Raw genomic sequence first — 20036 nt, 5'->3', positions numbered from 1 at the left:
TCCGCGCCGAGGGCCTTGACCAGGTCGTCGACCGACCGCGTGGACACGCCGTGGACGTAGGCCTCCATGATGACCGCGTACAGGGCCTGGTCGATCCGGCGTCGCCGCTCCAGCACAGCAGGCTCGGGAAGAAGCTCCCCGACCGCAGTTTGGGGATGGCCAGGTCCAGGTCGCCGGCCTGGGTGGTCAGGGTCTTGTCCCGGTGGCCGTTGCGAAACGCGGTGCGCGTCTCGGTGTGCTCGTTCCATTCCGCGCCGATCCGGGCCGTGGCCTCGGCCTCGATCAGCTCCTGAAGCATCCGCTCGGCCACCCCACGGACGAGTTCGAGCCCGTCCGCCGAACGTAGTGACTCCAGCAGGCGTAGTAGGTCATGCTAGGACAGGGCCACCGTGCATCTCCATCGTTGAACTGGCAGTTCACTACGGAGAGTTGCACGGTGGCTGACTCATGCTCAGGGAGCGTGAGTCCTTCGCAGGTGTGCGCCCCGGGAGCGAGCCCGCGCACACCTCAACTTTGATCGGCTACACCATCCCGCGGGACGCCATCGGAGTTCAGCGCGCAAGCTTCGCGGTTGCGGGTGGGCTCGCTTACGCGCACGGCCCCCGACGCGCTCCAGGGGATTGCGCCGGGGGCCGGTGTGCATGGCGGCGGACGCCGCTCACGGGGATGCCGGGGTCAGGTTCCCGGGAGCGGGGCGGTCCGTACGGGCGTCGCATTGGAGATGCTCCAGTGCTGGGCTGGGACGGTGTAGCAGTCCCAGACCTGGAGCTGCGTCCCGTTTACGGTGCTGGCGTCGGGGTCGTCCAGGCAGCGGCCGGTAGCCGGGTTGTATAGACCGCCTGTGCCGGTCGGTAGCCATTGCTGGTTGGAGCCGCCGCTGCAGGTCCACAGCAGGACGTGGGTGCCGTTCGCGGGTGTTCCGTGGTCGGCGTCCAGGCAGTGCCCCTGGTTGGTGACGGTGCCGTTCGCGTTGAGAATCCAGGACTGGGCGGCGATGCCGGGGTAGCAGTCCCAGACCTGGGCGGGGTTGCCGTCGGCGGTCTGGCCGTTGCTGCTGTCGATGCACTTTCCGACGCCGGTTCCGCTCTGGATCACGGTGGGGGCGGAGGTGGTCACGGGGCTGGCAAAGGGGTGGATCGCGACCTCCGCCGCACTGCCGTTGAAGTAGGCCGCCGGCGCGCTGCTGTTCCTGAACCTGCCAATGACGAGCGGCCCGCCGCTCTGGAAGGCGGTGCTGTGTAGACCGGTCCCGGCGAGTGCGCCGTTGACGAAGAGCAGCAGTTGCTTGGTGTCGGCATTGTAGGAGGCCGTCAGTTGTTGCCAGGTGCCGAACTGCACTCGGGCGGTGGCGTTGGTGGAGTCCGTCTGGTCGATGGCCGCGCCGTTGGTGTCGGACACTGCCATGCCGAAGCGCCACTCGGACACGCCGGATCCCCGGTCTGAGGGCCAGAGTTGGAAGGTGCTGGCAGTTGTTCCGTCCTGCGAGAGGAGGACGCCGCCGGAGCTGTTCGCCTTGGCCCAGAGGGAGATGGTGAACGACTTGGTGGTGTCGAGGGCGAAGGCCCCCGTGGTCAGGGCGGAGTCGGTGCCGTTGAAGGCGGCAACATCGGTGCTCCGGCCGCCCACGGTGTCGGCGTGGAATGCCGCACCGCCCTGGACGGTCAGCGGGTGGGCCCCGGTGGTGTCGGCGGCAGTGGTACTGCCGGTCGCCTCGTTGAGCTTCCAGCGGCTGAGCGGCGCGCGGAAGTCGCCGGCGGTGAATGCTCCGGCGAAGTCGTTCACGGGTGTGACGGCGGTACCGTCCACGGTACGGCCGGGCCAGACGACCAGCTTGCCGTCGGCGGTCAGCGCCCACAGGTCGGTGATGCCGTCACCGGTGAGGTCGCCATTGGAACCGACGATCGGGAAGGCTGCCGGGGTGACCCCGCTGGTGGTGGGGATGGTTCCACTGGTGGGATCGGTGAGTGCGGTGTAGTTGACCGTGCCGTCCGCGTTCTTGGTGATCGGGTAGGCGTGGATGGTGCCGTTGATGCGATCGCGGGCCCACAGAGTGGGCTGGGAGCCGCCGTTGGCGGGGCCGGGTCCGATCAGGTCGTAGTTGTCCCAGTTCCCCTTGGAGACCTGGGTGTCGGTCGGTTTGAGTAGTCGGGCACTGGTGGTACCGGGCGGGAAGAGCCAGAGCTGGTGGTTGATAACGGCGAGAAGGGAGGTACGGGTGAGGATGTGGCTGCCGTTGGCGTCTGTGCTGACGTTCTCCCCTTCGGGTGTGCCGAGGGCGAGGATCTGGGTGGCGTTCGACCAGTCGGTGCCGAAGTCGGCGGGGCAGGTGATGGCCGCGCCCGTGATGTCCTGGCAGGTCACCGGGGTGTTGCTGGTAGTGCCGGACTTGTAGAACGAGGTGCGGGAGATGAGGTTGCCGTGGCCGTCGTTCTTGTACAGGTACAGCCGGGGGTCACCAGCAGGGTGGGCGATCAGGTCGTCCACCGGCGCACCACCGTACAGTGAGGCGCGATGGGTGACCTGGACGCCGTTCCATGTGCCTGTCGGCGAAAACGCGGCTGAGCCGCTGACGTTCCCGGCGGCGGTCGCTCCGTCCAGCGCTGGGCGGATCAGCCGGAGGTTGCCGCTCACGTCCGGCAGTACCACATCGGGTTTCCCGTCGCCCGTAAGATCGCCGAAGACCGGCATGCTCCCCGGCTTCCACGGTGCGTAGAAACTGTAGGCGGCGGGCTGACTGTAGTTTCCGGCATTGTCCTGGGACTGCACGTAGAGGATGTTGGTTCCCCAAGTGCCCGGAACATAGCTGAAGTTGGCCGTGCCATCGGCGCCGGCCGTGACCGTGCCGGGGTCGCCGCAGTGCCAACCGGTGACCGGCGCGGGGTTGTTGCTCCAGCGGAAGCAGGCGACGCCCGAGGCGTTGCCGCCGGCCGGGGCAGGGTCGGTGCCGCTGATGGTAAAGGTGCCCGCGTCGGTGTTGAACTTGGCGGGGCTGCTGTTGGGCGTGCCCGAGGGCGGGAAGTCGGCAGAGCTGACGCTCACCGTCGGTGACGTCTTGTCGACCCGGAAGTAGCACGAGTCGGAGGCAGACGAGGTGAGGATGTCGTCGGTGGCGTTGGCCGTCCAGCCGTACTGGTGGCCGTCGCTGAGGGAGTTGATCCCGACGGGGACGGTCGCCGTGTTGAACGAGCCGAGCCAGCCGCTGTCAGCCGACCAGTTGAACTGGCTATTGTTGTCGTCCCAGAGCCGGAAGCTGGTGTGCAGGTTGAACCCGGCCGGGGACCAGCTGCTGGCTGAGAGGGTGATGTTCTGGTTGGCGCCCACCCAACCGGGGCTGTAGGAGGCGCCACCGCCGGGAGTCCGGCATCCGTTGTACTGGTTGGTGGCGGCGAAGCCCGGGGACGGACTGGTGGCCGGACCCCAGATGCTCGGGGTGATGTCGTACTCGGTGACGATCTTCGGGTTGTTCGAGAGATGCTTCCGGTACGTCTTGTCGTCCTCATCGTCGGGCACGATCGCGACGGTCCAGACGTCCCACTTGCGGGCAACGGCGGTCTGCATCATCGAGGTGACGTCGAAGTCGATCGGCCCGGCGCCGGTGATCTTGGTGGAGGGGCCGACCTTGTCGCAGCCGCTCATTCCGTTGCCGCACGGCTGGTTGTTCCAGGTGGTGTGGCTGTCGATCTGCGGAGTGTTGTAGAGGCCGAGCGGAACCTCGGTGCTGGGACTGGAAGCGTCGACCACGTTGGCGTAGAGCGTCGAGCCGTAGATGGTCGGCGGCTGGGGCGCGCCGCCGGGTTGCGTGTAGAGGACCGGGTTGACGGCGATCTGGTAGTAGGCGCGGTAACGGCCGTAGCCGGTGCAGTCGCTGTAACCGCAGTAGCCGGTACCGAGGTTGGTCACCGAGTTGTAGTTCTCGACGTCCGGATGGTTCTCCTGGACCTGGAGCGAGCCCTGGGTGCTGCCGGACGCACTGGTAAGAGTCGGGTCGAGGTACCAGGGCCCGGTGCCCTTGCCCAGCGTCTCCGAGTCGGGGGTGAGCTCGATCGCGGTGTCGGTGGCCTTGATACCGATCTTCGCGACCGTGGCGCCATCGCCAGGACCTCTCGGCCCTGACCCGCCGGCGGGCGTGGTGGGCTCTGCCCTCGGGGCGACACTACGAGGACTCGCCTTGGCTGCCTTGGAGTTGGCGACCGGGGCCTTGGGCGTGCTGGAGTCCCACTGGAAGGGCGTGGGAGCGTGCAGACGTACCTTCCCGTCGCCGTCCTTGACGCTGACGTTCCCGGCCTTGTCAGTGGCCACGCTCAGGCCAGTGGCCTGGACCGGGAAGTGCAGGGTCTTGAGTCTCACATCGGCTGCCGCGGTCGCCGTGTGGACGACGATGACATCCCGCCAGCCGCCGTCCGGCAGCGCGGTGAGCTGCAGGTCGACGTCGGGCAGGACGTCGCGGTAGCTGGCGGTGTCGCCGGATAGTGTGGGTGCGGGCAGCGTGAAGGGTGCGGTGACGGCGAGCTTCTTGCCGTCGGCGGTGGCGATGGTGGCGAGCGGGCCGTCGCCTCCGCCCGAGACGGTCAGGGCATTGGTGGTGACCGCAGGACTGAGAGTCCCATCGCTGTTGCGCCGCAGCGTGGTGTCCAGGTCGGCCCACGCCGTGCCGCGCTTGGTCCGCACCGGCTGGAGGAAGTCGGAAGTGGTGAGTCTGCCGTTCGGATTGGCCGTGGTCTGCGACGTCTCGGTGGTCAGTGCGTCGACCACGACGGGCTTTCCAATGGACCTGGCTTGCTGGCGGGCGTTCAGGATCGACTGCTGCTGGTCCGTCAGCGCTGCCCGGGCGGGTCCGGCGGACGGCGCGGGTCCGGCGGCGACAGAGGCCGGCGCGATGAGCAGGCCGACGCCCAGCGCGGTGGTCGCCGCCAGTGCCACCAGGCGTCGTGTCCGCGCTCGCGGTGGGCCCGATGTTCGAGATGCCCGGTTTATCGGTTTGACGTGGAACATGACGGTGAAGTGCCCCCTCTTCGGTATCCGCAACGTTCATACGGAGGTTCGGAGCGGAACGATGTGGCTTCCGCACGGGTGCCGTCAAATGCTCCGTCACCAAATGTCCATATGTCCTGATTGAACATCAGGTCTCATGTAACGAATGAGCAAATCACGGATCATCTATGTCCGTGGACGGACAGATTGGTTCCATGGGCCTCTAAGGTCTGACTGATCTTCGGATCTTCATGTCGACAAGCCCACCCATTGGGCTGATTCGTACCCGGAGTTGACCTTTGAGAGCCACACGCGCTCAAGGACCAGTCGGGCGATGGCTGCGCAGTCGGCCTCGCTGGCTGAGTCTGATAAGTCTGCTGGCGGTCTTGATGTCCCTCCTGGCGGCACCGCCCGCCGAGGCACTGGCATCCCGCCGCCCCCATGGCAAAGTATGGACCCCGCCGAACACGCCCCTGGGCAAGGGCGGAAAGCCTCTTTCAGGTAGGAACCTCACCGTAGGCGAACTCAGCCCGCCCAAGTTCCCTGTTCCAGCTGACTGGAAGCCCTCGGCACACCGTGAGGCGGTCGGCTCAGCCACGGTGACCATCGGTGCCGATCCGGGTGCAGCCCACCGGAGTCTCGCCGGTTCGGCCGACCGGGCAGGCGGCCAACCGCTCACCCAGGCCGGGCAGTTGCCGATCGCGCTCGCTCCGGGCAAGAAGGCCAGCCAGTCGGCACAGCAGGTACGGGTCGACGTCACTGACCGAAGCAAGGGCGAAGCCGCCGGAGTCAGCGGCCCCGTGGTCGCCCTGACCGACGCAACCCCCGCCACGGACACGGCGCACAGCGTGACAGTCTCGGTCGACGTCAAATCCCTTCAGGGCGACGGATGGTCGGATCGCGCCCAACTGGTGGCGCTGCCCGCCTGCGCGTTGACGACCCCCCAGCTCGACGCGTGCCGCAAGCGGACCCCGGTCGCGTCCTCCCTCGACCCGAGCACCGGAGTGCTCACCGCCGAGGTGACCCTGCCGGGCAGCCAGGCGGCGGGTGCCAGGAAGAGCGCTCTCGCAGCGCCGACCGGTCGGGGCAGCGCGGCCCAGCCCGGCTTCCTCCAGCCTGCTGCGGCGCCCTCGGTATCGGCCGCCGTGCTCGCGGCCGTCTCCTCGCCGTCCGGTGCCATGGGCAGCTACTCGGCGTCCCCGCTCTCCCCGTCCGCGGCCTGGGGCGCCGGGACGAACATGGGTACCTTCACCTACTCGTACCCGATCCAGACCCCGGCCTCCATCGGTGGTTCGGCGCCCTCGGTCAGTCTGAGTTACGACTCTTCGTCGATCGACGGCAAGACCTCCTCGACCAACGCGCAGGCGTCCTGGGCCGGCGAGGGCTGGGACTACCAGCCGGGGTTCATCGAGCGGACCTACCGGGGCTGCGACAAGAACGGGATCCCCAACTCCGGTGACCAGTGCTGGGCCGGGTGGAACGCCCAGCTGAACCTCGGCGGCCACTCCGGCACCCTGGTCCACGACGATGCCACCGGCGTCTGGCGCCTGAAGGGCGACGACGGCTCGAAGGTCGAGCGGCTGACCGGTGCGGCCAACGAGGCCCACGGCGGCGAGTACTGGAAGGTCACCACCACCGACGGCACGGAGTTCTACTTCGGCCTCAACCACCTGCCCGGTGGCAACAACAGCGACCCGGCGGCCAACTCCGTCGAGTACGAGCCGGTCTACTCGCCGGGCAGCGGAGACGACTGCTACGACGCAGCCAAGGGCAACGCGTCGTGGTGTCAGGAGGGCTGGCGCTGGAACCTCGACTACGTCGTGGACCCGCACCAGAACCTGATCACCTTCACGTACCAGCAGGACCTGAATTACTACAGCCGCGGCGGCGGCCAGAACAACGGCACCGGCACGCTCACGGCGTACGCCCGGTCTGCCGAGCTGACCCAGATCTCCTACGGTCAGCGCCTGCCCGAGCAGATCGCGGCGAACGGCGGCGCGAAGCCCGCGGCGAAGGTGCTGTTCACCACCGCCGAACGCTGCACCCCCGGCGGCAGCATCACCTGCACCGCCGCCCAGCGCACAACGGCCAACCAGTCGTCCTGGCCGGACACGCCGCTCGACGAGAACTGCGCGGCCAAGGACACCTGCACCAACTACTCGCCCACCTTCTGGTCCCCGCTGCGACTGGCGAAGATCGAAACCCAAGTACTGGTCGGCACGGCCTACAACACGGTCGACACCTGGGACCTCAAGTACAAGTTCCCCGACCCGGGTGACGGGACGAAGCCCTCACTGTGGCTGAGCTCGGTCCAACACACCGGCAGCAACGGGCAGACCGCCCAGACACTGCCCGCGGTGGCCTTCACCGAGCGGATGCTGCCCAACCGCGTGGACGGCCTGGTCCCGGCCGAGCCAGCCTTCAACCGCCCGCGCATGCAGCAGATCGACACCGAGACCGGCGGTCGGATCATCGTCAACTACCGGTCGACCGAGTGCTCCCGCGTCAACAGCACCATGCCGTCCTCCGAGGACGGCAACACCAAGGCCTGCATGCCGGTGAAGTGGTACTTGCCGGGGTCGTCCGCGAAGGACCCGGTGGCGGACTGGTTCCACAAGTACCTGGTCTCCTCGGTCGCCGAGCAGGACGCGGTCACCGGCCCGAGCCTGATCAAGTCCACCGACTACACCTACGGCGGCGATGCGGCCTGGCACCGCAACGACTCGGAGCTGACCGAGGACAAGACCCGTACCTGGGACGAGTTCCGCGGCTACCAGACGGTGACTACCACCACCGGAAGCGCCTACCCGGGCGAAGCCCCCAAAACCCAGCAGGTGAGCACCTACCTGCGCGGCATGAACGGCGACCACAAGGCCGACGGCAGCACCCGCAGCGTCTCGGCGTCCTTCACCCCGTACCCCGGCGCCACGGCTGTCACCCGCATCGACGACGACTGGCTCGCCGGCACCGTCCTGGGAACGCAGACCTCCGACAAGGCGGGCGGCGACATAGTCTCCGCCGAGACCACCGTCCCGTCCGGTGATGTGGCCACCGCTACCCGCAAGCAGTCCAAGGGCATGCCCGACCTCGTCGCCCGCTACGACTCCGCCCGGAGCGACAGCACTTCCTGGGGGAAGAAGGCGGACGGTTCCTGGCGGACCACCACCACGGCCGCAACCACGGACCCCGCTCACGGCAACCGGGCGGTCCAGGTAGACGACAAGGGCGACGGCACCGCCGCCACGCCCGAGGTGTGCGCCAGCAAGAGCTACGCGTCCGGCAGCAATCCGATGATGCTCACCGTCGTCGCACGCGAGCTGATCGTCACCGGCCCCTGCGGCACCACACCGAACACGTCCAACACCCAGAAGGACACCCGGACCCTCTTCGACGGCCAGCCGTTCGGCCAGGCCGGCGCGACCGCCGACCCGACCAGCACTCAGGCCATCGACTCCTACGACACCGACGGCAAACCGGTCTACGCCACGCTGACCACAGCGACGTTCGACGCCTACGGCCGCCCGAAGACCTCGGCCGGCCCCGATGGCAAGGTGACCACCACCGATCTCACCCCCGCCAGCGGCGCGATACCGACCAAGGTCACCCTGACCGGCCCGATGGGCCAGGACTGGGCCACGTCCCAGACCTTCGACCCGGGCCGCAGCCAGCCACTCGTGTCGACCGACGCCAACGGCCGCAGCACCACCAGGCAGTACGACGGGCTCGGCCGTCTCACCGCGGCCTGGAACCCCGACAACCCGACCAACCAGCCGGCCAACTACACCTTCTCGTACTCCGTCAACGGCCTCACCGCCCCCTCGGTGGTGACCTCCAAGTCGCTGAACGAGGACGGTAGTTACTCGGTCAAGAACGAGCTGTACGACGGTCTCGGACGGCTGCGCCAGACCCAGGCCAACGGGGCGAACGGCCCGGGCACCGGCCGCCTGATCGCGGACGTCGTCTACGATTCCCACGGCTGGCCCGTCAAGAAGTCCGCGCCACACTTCGACAACGCCAACGAGCCGAACGCGACGATATTCGTCTCGCAGGACTCGCAGGTGCCTGCCCAGGACTGGATCACCTACGACGGCCAGGGCCGGGTGACCTCCGACGCGTTCGTCTCCTACGGACAGCCGCAGTGGACGTCCACCACCGTCTACCCGGGCGTGGACCGGACCGACACGGCGCCGCCGCCCGGCGGCCAGCCGAGCAGCACCATCACCGACGCCCGCGGCCGTACCACCCAGCTGTGGCAGTACCGCACCGCCGCCGCCACCGGTTCCGCCTCGGACGCGAACTTGACGTCCTACTCGTACACGCCGGCCGGCCAGCCGGACAAGCGCACCGACTCTGTGGGAAACGTCTGGTCGTACCTCTTCGACCTGCGCGGCCGGCAGACCTCGGTGACCGACCCCGACAGCGGCACCACGACGACGGCGTACGACGTCAACTCGCGGATCGCCTCCACCACCGACGCCAAGGGCAACAAGCTCAGCTACACCTACGACGTGCTCGGCCGCAAGACCGGCATGTACGCCGGCGATGTGGCCCCGGCCAACGAGCTCGCCGGCTGGACGTACGACACGGTGCCGGGCGCCAAGGGCCAACTCGCCTCATCCACACGGTACGTAGGCGGTACCTCGGGCTCGGCGTACACCCAGTCCGTCACCAGCTACGACACCATGTACCGCCCGCTGGTGACCAGCACCACCATCCCGGCATCGGAAGGGGCGCTCAAGGGCACCTACACCACCAGCAATCAGTACTCGCCGATCCTGGGTTCGCTGATCCACACGGATTTCCCGGCGCTCGGGGGGCTACCTGCGGAGGGTGTCGACTACAGCCCCAGCAACACCGGTCTGCTGATCGCGTCCGGCGGTATGAGCACTCTGGTTCAGGATGTCCAGTACGACCCGCTGGGTCGGGCGATCAAGACCACCCTCGGCGACTTCGGTAGCCAGGTGGTCTCCACCCAGCAGTACGACTGGGCCACCGGCCGGGTGATCCGGTCCTTCCTGGACAAGCAGGTGGGCCAGACCTCGCTGGACCAGATCAGCTACACCTACAACCCGGCTGGCCAGATCACCTCGGTCACCGATCTGCAGAACACGACGGCCACCGACCAGCAGTGCTTCAGCTACGACTACCTCGGCCGGCTCACCAATGCCTGGACCGACACCGGCGGTACCACCACCAAGCCCACCGGCACCTGGACGGACAGCTCCGGCGCCAACCACGGCGCGGGCACCGCGGTGTCCGTTCCCGGTATCGGTGCCTGCACCAACAGCGACGGTCCGGCCATGAGCGGAACTCCGTCCAAGCCGAGCGTCGGCGGCCCCGCCCCGTACTGGCAGACGTACGGCTACGACGCCACCGGCAACCGCAAAAGCCTGGTCCAGCACGACGTCACAGGCGACACCGGCAAGGACGTCACCACCTCCCAGGCATTCGGCAGTGGGCCGAACACCTCGACCAGCGCCCCGAACACGGGCGGTGGTACGGGTGGCCCGCACGCTCTGCTGACCTCCTCGGTCAAGTCGGCCGCCGGCACCAAGGTGACCTCCTACCAGTACGACGTCGCCGGCAATACCACCGGCATCACCGACACGGCCGGGACCACGACCCTCACATGGAACGGCGAGGACAAGCTCGACTCCCTCGCCAAGAGCGGCCAGTCGCAGTCCACGTCCTACCTCTACGACGTGGACGGCAGCCAGCTGATCCGCCGAGACCCCGGCAAGACCACGCTCAACCTGGGAAGCGACGAGCTCACCCTCGACACCTCGTCCGGGTCCATGTCCGACGTCCGCTACTACCCCTCACCCGGCGGTCTGACCATCACCCGGGTCACGGCGGCCACCGGCGGCGGCAAGCTGGTCTACCAGGCGTCCGACCCGCACGGCACCAACAGCGTGCAGATCGACACCGACGCCGCGGAGACCCCCACCCGCCGCCCGACCGACCCGTTCGGCAACCCGCGCGGCACCCAACCCGACGCCTCAACCTGGGCCGGCGACAAGGGATTCGTCGGCGGCACCAAGGACGACGCAACCGGCCTGACCAACCTCGGCGCCCGCGAGTACGACCCCGCCCACGGACGGTTCATCAACCCCGACCCGCTACTCGCGGAGTTCGACCCCCAGCAATGGAACGGCTATGCCTACAGCGACAACTCACCGGTCGACAAGACCGATCCCTCGGGACTCGCGTGGATGTGCATGGACACCTGCGGGGCGACGGACCGGCCGCGCAACGGCACCCCACTGTCACCCGTAGCCCAGGCTGAGGAACGCAATGCACAGGTCACCCATGTGGCCACAACAGGGAGTAACGGTTCAGGCCACGGAGGAAGCGGAGGCGGGGGCGGCCACGCAAAGAGCAAATGCGGTGGCTTCAGCGGCTGGCTGAAGTGCACGGCCAAGAGCGCCACCCACGCCGTCGTCAAGGTGGTCAAGGAGCATCCGGTCATCGCCGCGATGGTCGTCACGGCCGTCGTCGTCGGAGCCGCAGCCTGCGTCATCGTGAGCGTCGGAGCCTGCGGGGCCGTGCTATTCGGCGCAGCCGTGGCCACGACAACCGGCGCAGAGGCGGGAGTGGCGAGCGCCCTCATCGGCGCTGCGGCTGCTGCCACCGCCGAAGGCGCCGTGGCCCTCGGCGGTGCAGCACTGGCAAGCCTCGGCGTGGGTGGCGCGGTGGCGGCTGCGACCGCGCAGAAGGCCGAGCAGGCCGCCGGCGGCGTGAGTGCCCGCGCGGCACAGCCGGCTGCCAAGGAGGCCACGGCGGCCAGCAAGGCCGCCCGCCCGAGCACCGACGGCGCAAACCCGCCTTGCAACAGTTTCCCGGCAGGTACTCAGGTAAAGCTGGCCGACGGCTCCACCAAGTCCGTCGACCGCATCCAACTAGGTGACGAAGTCACCGCCACCGACCCGCAGACCGGTACCACCGTGCCCCGGCCGGTCACGGCCACCATCGTGACCCCGGACGACCAGGAGTTCACCAACCTCACCATCGCGACAACAGGGCCCCGCGCCCCACCCACCGACCCGCAGACCATCACCTCGACGGCACACCACCCGTACTGGGACATCACCACCCAGCGCTGGACCAACGCCGCCGACCTCAAGCCCGGCGACCAACTCCGTCGCCCCGATGGCACGACCATCCAGATACTCGCCGTCGATTCCTACCGCACCACCCCGCAGACCGCCTACAACCTCACCGTCGCAGACCTGCACACGTACTATGTACTCGCGGGCTCGACGCCGGTCCTCGTACATAACAGCGGGTGTGGCGACGTTGCATTGGGGCGAGGGGTCAAGTCCGGCGACGCTTTGTCCTCTTTCACCTCTCCGAAGCCGGAGACTGAATTCGTATTCGACTCCGATGCAGGAAAATTCTTGGCAGGCGACCGTGAGCGAATTCCCGGGGGGCTCAGTCCGCATGAGCAGCTAGCAGAATCCATGGGTGCCGATAAGAGTACCGTGCTGGGTGGTACCGTCTTCCGCGATAATGGCCGCTTGGTATTCACGGAAAATAGTGGGCACTATGGTCACAGGTGGACGGATGCGACACGCCAGCAATTTCAAGAATTCTTGAATGGGCATGGAATTGAGTATGACTACAGGCCATGGGGCTGAGATGACCGAATGGACTCCGGTGGTGTACCGCGGCGACGGGGCATGGATTGGAATCATGCCCGACGGTCGGATCGGCGTAGGCGTTGAGCTGGAGGGCCGGGCGACCCTTGAGGGCTCTGGGTTCGTTCCCATGTGGCCCTTCATGGAGCGCGATCTCCCTGCTTGCCTTGGGGAGTTTTCCCGCGCATGGGAATCTCTCAAAGGGGGCGGTGTGTCAACTCCCGAGAAGCTGATCGAGCTGACCGTTGGAGCGGCGTGGAATTCTGGCCGCTCGTATTGGATGCAGCTAGCCGCCCCCTGGGTCGTTGAGATGGTGAAGCAGCCAAATTTCGACCGTGAATTCATCCGCGAGCTTCTCGGCAGGATGGTAAATTCGGAGGTTCTGGATTCGGAGCTGCGGGAGCGAGTACAGCGTGCTAGTTCCTAGCTGAACACTTGCCACGGCGATAGTGATCGGCTCCTTCCCTTGGCAAGCGCCGACACGGTGTGGCCACCGGTGAAGTAAGTCGTAGCGCCGGTGCGGCAAATGCCCATGAGGCCCCGCTGGATTTGGTTCCAGCGGGGCCTCTTTGGGTTCTGACGGCAGTAGTTGACGGCAACGTCAGCGGACGGGTGCTGCACAAAGTGGCGGTTCGTCGCCGTCGTCGGGCCGGATGGCGGGCTGGGCGGGGTCGCGGAGGGAGTTGCCGAGGAGGTCTATGGCGTCGCGCTGGAGGCGGAGTCGGACGTGGGCGTAGACGGTGGCGGTGACGCCGATGTGGGCGTGGCCGAGGAGTTCCTTGATCACGACGAGTTCGACGCCCTGTTCCAGGAGCAGAGTGGCCGCTGAGTGGCGGAGATCATGGAACCGGATGCGTCGGAGCGTGGCCCGGCGGAGCAGGGCGTTGAAGTGCCGGCTGAGGGTCGCTCCCTCGATCGGGGCACCGTTAGGCCGGGTGAAGACGTAGCCGCTGGCTTTCCAGCCCGCGCCCGCTGCTTCGCGTTCCTGACGTTGCCGGGTGCGGTGCTGTTCGAGTGAGCGCAGGCACGGCGTGGGCAGGGCGATGCGCCGCTCGGAACTCTGGGTCTTGGTGGGCAGGGCGGTCAGGCCGCTGGAGTTGGTGCGCTGGAGGGTGCGGCGGATGCTGGCGGTGCCGCCGGCCAGGTCGAGGTCTTCCCAGCGCAGGCCGAGGAGTTCGCCCTTGCGGAGCCCGGTGCGCAGAGCGAGTTCGAACAGTGCGTGGAGGCGGTGGCCGTGGGTGGCAGCGAGGAACGCGCGGGCTTCCTGGGCGGTGAGGGGTTCGAAGCGGCGGGGCCTCGGGGTGCCCATGCGGACGTTGCGGGCGACGTTGCGGGGGATCTCCTCCTCCCGGACGGCGTGCTCCAGGGCGGACTTGAGGACGGAGTGGACGTAGGCCAGCGTCAGCGGGGACAGCCGCTTGGAGCAGCACGTTCCGATGGCGCAGCACCGGGGCTGGTCGCGGGCGGTGTCGAGGCCGCGTGCGCAGCACTGGCAGGTGGTGCGGAGTTGGTCGAGCCAGGTGCGGACGTCCTTGGCGGTGAGCTTGGAGAGCTTCTTCTTGCCGAGGCCGGGGATGAGGTAGAGGCGGACGCAGGCGGTGTAGCGGGTGTGGGTGTTCTCGCGGAGGCGGTGGACGGCGACGGTCTCCAGCCAGTAGGTGAGGAACGCGGCGACGCTGCCTTGCGCGGAGGGGGCGGGGACTCCGCGGTTGCTGGTGGCGATCTTCTCGGTGAGCTTGGCCAAGGCGTCCTTGCGGGTGCTCCCGTAGACGCGGACGCGCTTGCGGGTGTCGCCGACGGCCAGCACGTATCCGGCGGCTTCCCAGCGGCCGTCCTTGCGCTGGTAGACGGTGCCGTCCCCGTTGGCGCGGCTGCGGCGGGAGGCGGGGGTGTCGCGGGGTGTGGTCATCAGGCGGCTTCCTGTTCGAGTCGGGTGCGGATGAAATCGGTGAGGGCGAGAGCCGGGATGCGGCGGGAGCGGCCGAGGGTGATCGAGCCGAGTTGCCGGGTGCGGAGCAGGTCGTAGACGGCGGAACGGCCGAGTTTGAGACGGGCCATGACCTGAGGGACCGTCAGCAGCTCCTGCGAGGCGGCCAACCCGTGACGGTCTGCGGCGAGGTTCGGGGGAGCGGTCATGGGCGGTCATCACCTTCGTGCCGGAGCTGCCGTTGATGGGCACGGTCGTGCCGGACAGCGGCGGCGAGGAGTTCTTCGCCGGGGCTGTAGCCCGAGCCGTGGTAGGTCCAGTGGCCGACCACGAGGGTCGTGCTCGGGTCGAAGTCGGGCAGGTCGGTGTGTGCGCGTGCCTGTTCGGTGCGCCAGGTGCGGCGGGCGTCGCGCAGAGCGCCGAGGGTGACGGAGTAGCAGCGGGACTTGGTGGAGAAGTGGCCCCGGAAGCCGAGCATGTGCGCCCACTTCCAGAGCTTGAGGCTGGCGAACTCCGGGTGCCGGCCCAGGTCCCAGCAGGTGCGGATCATCTGCCGCACGTGCCGTTCCACGGCCAGGCGGGGCAGCGGTCGGGACTGACCGGTACCCGAGCAGGTCCGGCACTCCACCGGCACGCCGGTCTGTGCGGACAGGGCCATGCCGCGCCCCTGGCAGGGGCGGCAGAACAGCGCGCGGTCCAGGGTGCCGGAGGCATCGGCGGACTTGGTGGCGTACTTGGCCACGTACGCGGCGACGGCCTGATCGGTGAGTTCGGCGTCGGTGCCGAAGGCGGCGATCTCGCGGACGTCGATCTGTGTGCCCCAGGCGAGTTCGCGCTCCCCCACGGCGTCGGAGGTGACGGTCAGAGTGACGCGCTCGGCAGCGGCCTTGATCGCGTGGCTGAGGACTTCGGCGGTCGCGTACCCGGGCGGGGGCTCGCTGCTGCCTTCCGAGCCGTCGAAGCGGATCACGGCGTGGTAGTGGACCAGGCCGCGCTTCTGGTACTCGGCGACCTTGGCGAAGGACACCCGCAGTTCTTCGCGCAGGGCCTTTTGCGTCATGTCGAGGGCAGCGGCGATCTCGCGGCGCAGGTAGATCGTGAAGCGTCGCCACAGGTCCGAGGCGTGCGCGTTGAACAGCACCGCGCCGCAGTAGTCGTACGTCTTCGGGTTGAGGGGCGTGCCGAGGGTCTTGTCGTCCTTGGCGTGGTGCTTGCCGCAGCGGCACGCCTGGTTGCCGTCCTTGGCGCGGTTGTGGACCGGGCCGAAGGACGGGGCGGTCAGGGTGGCGAAGACGCGGGGGTGCGTGCGCACGCTCTCGGGGACGGTCTTGCCGCCGGACAGGCCCGCGCGGATCAGATGGAAGGTGTCGGCAGCGTAGACGCGGGAGCAGGAGGGGCAGCGCGAGGCACGGCGGTTGCCGCAGGCGGTCAGCAGGCGTCCGGTGGGTTCGTCGGCGGTGCTGTAGGAGCGCAGGACTTCGCCGGTGGCGGTGTCCACGGTGGCGGTGTGGCCGATGAGGCGTACGGGTTCGGTGCAGCCGCCGAGCCGTTCGATCTGTTCGCGGAGGCGGTCGAAGTTGTCGAGGTTGACCAGTTCGACCAGGTCCCGCACGGCGGGGCTTGCCACGTGGCGCAGGTCCAGGGCGACCATGTCGGGGCGTGTCCCTTCTGTGGGTGGGGTGGCCCCGAGCAGCAACCAGCCAGGCAGGAAGGCGTGTTGGTGCTGCTCGGGGCCTGGGAAGCCGAGCCCGGTCGGGCGGGGTCGGTCAGGTGGGGAAGGGGCAGCGGGCTCAGGCGGAGAGCTGAGCGTGTGCGGCGGTGGCCAACGGCAGCGTGACGCCCAGGCGGGCCTTCAGCTGACCGGGCGTGATGTGCTGGCCCTGCTCGGCGTGATGCGTCTCGGCGATGCGCCGGGCAGCCGTCAGCAGGGCCTCAGGGACGGCCGGGAGCGCGGCGGACGCGGTCGTCTTGGCCGGCACGGGAGCAGGCTCAGGCTCAGGCTCAGCGGCGAGGATCACAGCCGGGGCAGGCGCCGGCCCGGAAGGCGGTACGAGGACGGGGTCCGGTGCGGGGTCGAGCGATGCGAGAGGGTCCGGCAGGTGTTCCGCAGCCGGAACCGGGACGGGGGCCTGCGCCGGGTTCGGGGCGCTCAGGGCGTGGAAGTGGCGGAGGAATTGCGGGCCGACCTGGCCCCAGCCGAGCAGCAGTAGCGGCGCGACCGCATCGACGGCGGCGCGGCCGTAGTGTCCGACTACCAGGGGTTCGGCGACGTTCAGGGCCAGGGTCAGCAGGCCGCACAGGTGCATCAGACGGGTTGCGGCCGTCAGCTCCTCCTGCGGGACGCCGCGCAGGGACAGCGAGCGCAGACCGACGAGGAGCCCGATTACGGACAGGTCAACCATGGGGGCGATCAGCGGCGCGACCGGGCGGGGAACCCCCAGGCGCAGGGCCAGCGCCCAGACGTTGCCGAAGGAGAAGACGAACGCCAGCAGGGCGATGACCGCCATGACCACGGTCACGGTGCGCTGTGTGAGGCGATCCTCGGCCATCAGGCCAACTCTCCTTTCTTGATAGCGAGTTACATGGGTCGTCAGGCCGCTTCTGTGATCAGGGTGTCGGCGTCGTCGTCCATGAAGGCGGGCTTCCAGTCGATGGGGCCCGGGTAGACGTCGAGGTACGTGGCCGGGTCTTCGGTCAGGTGGGCGGTGTCGTCGGCGATCCTGGCCGCGTCGGCGTCAGACACGTACGGGGTGCGCACGCGGGTGAAGCCCGGACGGCCCTGCACTCCCATGGAGGCCACCCCGACGTAGGCCGGGTCCTGGAGGTTGACCGGGTTCGCGTCCGGCCAGTTGCGAATGTCGTCCCCGAGCGCGGCCACGGCGGCTTCCGCCGTCTTCTGCGCGAAGGACAGCCCCAGCGGGCACACGTCCCGGATGAACGTCGGGATCGCGTCGCCGGTCGCTTTCTGGGTGGCCAGGATGACCATGATCCCGATGCTGCGGCCCTTCTTCACCAGGTCCTCGACCAGTCGGGCGTTCTCAGCCGACAGGGCCGCCAGCTTTTTCGTCTCGGCGTCGTTGCCCCTGTACTCGCGGAAGTAGGTGTGCGCTTCGTCGATGATCAGGATCGTCAGCGGCCAGATGCGGGACGGCCCGACGTGCCACATGTTCTTCACGCCCAGGACGGTGCGGATGGACGAGGACCGGCCCCGCCGCAGCTTCACCATGCGCTTGAACAGCGCGTTGGCTTCCGCCAGGTCGTCGCCCGCGAAGGCGAACAGGCGGGGCGTCAGATCGGCGTAGTCCCCTTCGTGGGCGGTGGAGACCTTGCCGTCCGCCACGGCGAACTGGACCGCGTCGGAGGGGGCCAGGTCGCAGATGAGCTTGTTGATCAGTGACGTCTTGCCGAAGCCGGGCAGGCCGGCCACCGTCACGCCGGGAACGTTCGCCAGCGGCAGGCTGACGTCGTCGGCGTACTCGTCCAGCCCGAGCCCCCACGTGTCCAGGCTCCCCGGCACCGTTCCCGTGGGCAGGTGCTCGGTCGGCGTGATGAGCGGGTCCAGGCGCACGGCCCGGATCACCACCCGCCCGGGACCGTCCGGCAGCACGGACACCCGCGTGCAGCGCCAGGCGTCGGCCAGGAAGCGCGCCGAGCGCTGGAACTCCTCCAGCCCCACCTTCGGCAGGCACTTGGCCCGCACCGCCACCCCGAACCGGTCCGGCTTCACCTTGATCCGGGGCACCAGGACCCGGGGCTTGGGCACCTCGCCCTCACGGCTGACCAGCTCGGCCAGGAACGTCGGGGTCTTGTCGGTCACCGACAGGCCCGCCATCTTGGCCAGCCGCTCCCACCCGAACCGGATGCGCATCCCCTGCCGGATGCTCGCCCAGGTCTCACAGTCCACCCGCAGGTACCGGACCAGGCTGACCACGGCCCACAGGGCCGCCAGGGCGAGGATCGCCCCGATCAGGACCGGGGCGATCTCGTTCACGTCCTTCACTTCACACCTTCCACGTCGTAGATGAATCCGAGGGCGAACCGGCTGTCGGTGCCGGTCGAAATGGGTAGCGGGTAGGTCAACATCCCTACAGTGCAGATCACTTGACTGCCTCCAAGCGGCCCGCCCGGTAGGCGATGCCCTCCGAGAGCTGGCCGTTGAAGATCCGCGCCCACGGCGTGGCGAACAGGTCCACCGGGCGCACCATGACGCCCGGCTTCAGCCCCTCGGGAAGGCCGGACTGGGCAACGGTGAGCTTCATGATCTCCGCGCGCCCCTCCTCCATGAGCATCACCGTGACCGTGAACAGGTGCTCGCCCGTCTCGCGGTCGGTGGCGATCTCTCCGGTCTGCGGGTCCTTGATCTTCGGCGTTGCGTCGGTGCCTGTCATGCAGACGGCAGAGGGCAGCAGTCCAACGCGAATCCTGGTCATAGCCATGGCAGTTCCCTTGTTCGGGGGTCGTTTGTTCGACCTGCCAGAACCCTAGTCGCACAACTAGAACAAGCGCAACAAGCGATACACATGGAACAAGCGCTGGTATCGCTACAGCCGGAACAAGCCCCGGTTCGTGTGTCATCTGTGCTAGGGCCCGCTACCCTCGGGGGCATGACGCTGCCGTTTGAAGAGGACTCCCGGCCCCCGTATATGCAGGCCGCCGCTGCCCTGCGCAAGGAGATCCTTGAAGGCCGGCTGGCCCCCGGGGACAAGCTCCCGACGGCGCGCGAGCTGCAAGAGAAGTACGGACTGGCCAGCTCGACCATCCAGAGCGCCCTGCGCGTGCTCAAGAACGAAGGGCTGATCTACTCGGTCCAGAGCCGGGGAAGTTACGTACGTCAGCGTGCTGGTGCAAAAGCCAATCCCGGTAAGGAAGTTGTAAAGAAGACGCCGTTCATGACCGAAGTCATGGATGAGATCATGCACAACTTGGGATTCAGCCAGGAGTTCATCCACGCTGGGCGCCCGGAGCCCGCCTACCTCGTCCAGGGGCAGCCGCGTCCGAAGCCCGAGAGCCCCGTGGAGGCCGCTGAGGATAAGCCGGCCCCCGAGCAGACGACGACCGAGCGGATCAGGGAGCTGACCGAGGACGAGCTGACCCAGCAGGCGGTTGCCCTGACCGGCGAACTCCGACGCCTTGAGGAGATCTACCAGAAGGCCCAGGACACGGCCCGCCAGCTCACAGAGGAACTGCTGCACCGGCGGGAGGCTCGGGAACGTCAGGCCCAAGAACCGCACACACCTCAGTGAGGGGCCCCCGCCGCCAGAACCTCCGCCGTGCGCTCGCCGGACGAGTGGGAGAGCACCCCATCCCGAGAAGATGCCAAGCGCGCGCAGCAGCTCCAGGCGTGTTCGCGGTGGTGACCGGCAGAGCTGTGCAGAGCCGGAGCTGTTACAAGTTTCTTTACTGGATCAAGTTTCTTTACTGGATCAAGGCGGCCCGCTGTCGCGGGCCGCGCGCGCCCGGCCCGGTGGGGCCGCCGCCCGCTCCTGTCTCCGCCCCGCTCA

General features: G+C 68.2%; 10 protein-coding genes and 1 pseudogene. 3 read left to right on the top strand and 8 right to left on the bottom strand.

Annotated elements, in window-relative coordinates; translation table 11 throughout:
- Together UK12_RS37805 and UK12_RS11935 are read right to left on the bottom strand one after the other, a co-directional pair.
- Positions 1-358: pseudogene (locus UK12_RS37805) on the bottom strand (transposase); the annotation flags it as partial.
- 317 nt (positions 359-675) lie between these two features.
- Positions 676-4920, bottom strand: coding sequence for a ricin-type beta-trefoil lectin domain protein (locus UK12_RS11935; protein WP_045302695.1), 4245 nt, complete (start codon positions 4918-4920; stop codon positions 676-678).
- A 650-nt stretch (positions 4921-5570) separates the two neighbouring features.
- Here UK12_RS11935 and UK12_RS11930 point away from each other — a divergent pair.
- Both UK12_RS11930 and UK12_RS11925 read left to right on the top strand, forming a co-directional pair.
- The gene (locus UK12_RS11930; RefSeq protein WP_052681815.1) at positions 5571-12608 is read left to right on the top strand and encodes a polymorphic toxin-type HINT domain-containing protein; all 7038 of its coding nucleotides are present in this window, start codon (positions 5571-5573) and stop codon (positions 12606-12608) included.
- Positions 12586-13035, top strand: coding sequence for a hypothetical protein (locus UK12_RS11925; protein ID WP_156178672.1), 450 nt, complete (start codon positions 12586-12588; stop codon positions 13033-13035). The genes UK12_RS11930 and UK12_RS11925 overlap by 23 nt, the downstream gene beginning before the upstream one ends.
- A 174-nt stretch (positions 13036-13209) precedes the next feature.
- Here UK12_RS11925 and UK12_RS11920 read toward each other — a convergent pair whose 3' ends face one another.
- The 6 genes from UK12_RS11920 to UK12_RS11895 form a co-directional block, all read right to left on the bottom strand.
- A complete protein-coding gene (locus UK12_RS11920) occupies positions 13210-14517 on the bottom strand; it encodes a tyrosine-type recombinase/integrase (protein ID WP_045302691.1) in 1308 nt (435 codons plus the stop codon).
- A complete protein-coding gene (locus UK12_RS11915) occupies positions 14517-14744 on the bottom strand; it encodes a helix-turn-helix domain-containing protein (protein WP_197084773.1) in 228 nt (75 codons plus the stop codon). The genes UK12_RS11920 and UK12_RS11915 overlap by 1 nt, the downstream gene beginning before the upstream one ends.
- Positions 14741-16186: a replication initiator gene (locus tag UK12_RS11910; RefSeq protein WP_045302689.1), complete on the bottom strand. Its 1446-nt coding sequence runs from the start codon at positions 16184-16186 to the stop codon at positions 14741-14743. The genes UK12_RS11915 and UK12_RS11910 overlap by 4 nt, the downstream gene beginning before the upstream one ends.
- Before the next feature lie 139 nt (positions 16187-16325).
- The gene (locus tag UK12_RS11905) at positions 16326-17084 is read right to left on the bottom strand and encodes a DUF2637 domain-containing protein (RefSeq protein ID WP_045302687.1); all 759 of its coding nucleotides are present in this window, start codon (positions 17082-17084) and stop codon (positions 16326-16328) included.
- Positions 17085-17125: 41 nt separating this feature from the next.
- Positions 17126-18535, bottom strand: coding sequence for an FtsK/SpoIIIE domain-containing protein (locus UK12_RS11900; protein ID WP_045302685.1), 1410 nt, complete (start codon positions 18533-18535; stop codon positions 17126-17128).
- A gap of 97 nt (positions 18536-18632) precedes the next feature.
- On the bottom strand, positions 18633-18965 hold the full coding sequence (locus UK12_RS11895) for an SCO3933 family regulatory protein (RefSeq protein ID WP_442973789.1): 333 nt from the start codon (positions 18963-18965) through the stop codon (positions 18633-18635).
- Between the two features lie 174 nt (positions 18966-19139).
- Between UK12_RS11895 and UK12_RS37275 the strand changes: the two genes are divergently transcribed.
- Positions 19140-19778, top strand: a complete 639-nt coding sequence (locus tag UK12_RS37275; RefSeq protein WP_197084771.1) for a GntR family transcriptional regulator — start codon at positions 19140-19142, stop codon at positions 19776-19778.
- Positions 19779-20036: the final 258 nt, after the last annotated feature.

It is taken from the genome of Saccharothrix sp. ST-888, from assembly GCF_000955975.1.
Lineage (GTDB): Bacteria > Actinomycetota > Actinomycetes > Streptomycetales > Streptomycetaceae > Kitasatospora.
The sequence above is the reverse complement of the archived record's forward strand: the minus strand, read 5'-3'. Positions and strand labels throughout refer to the sequence as shown.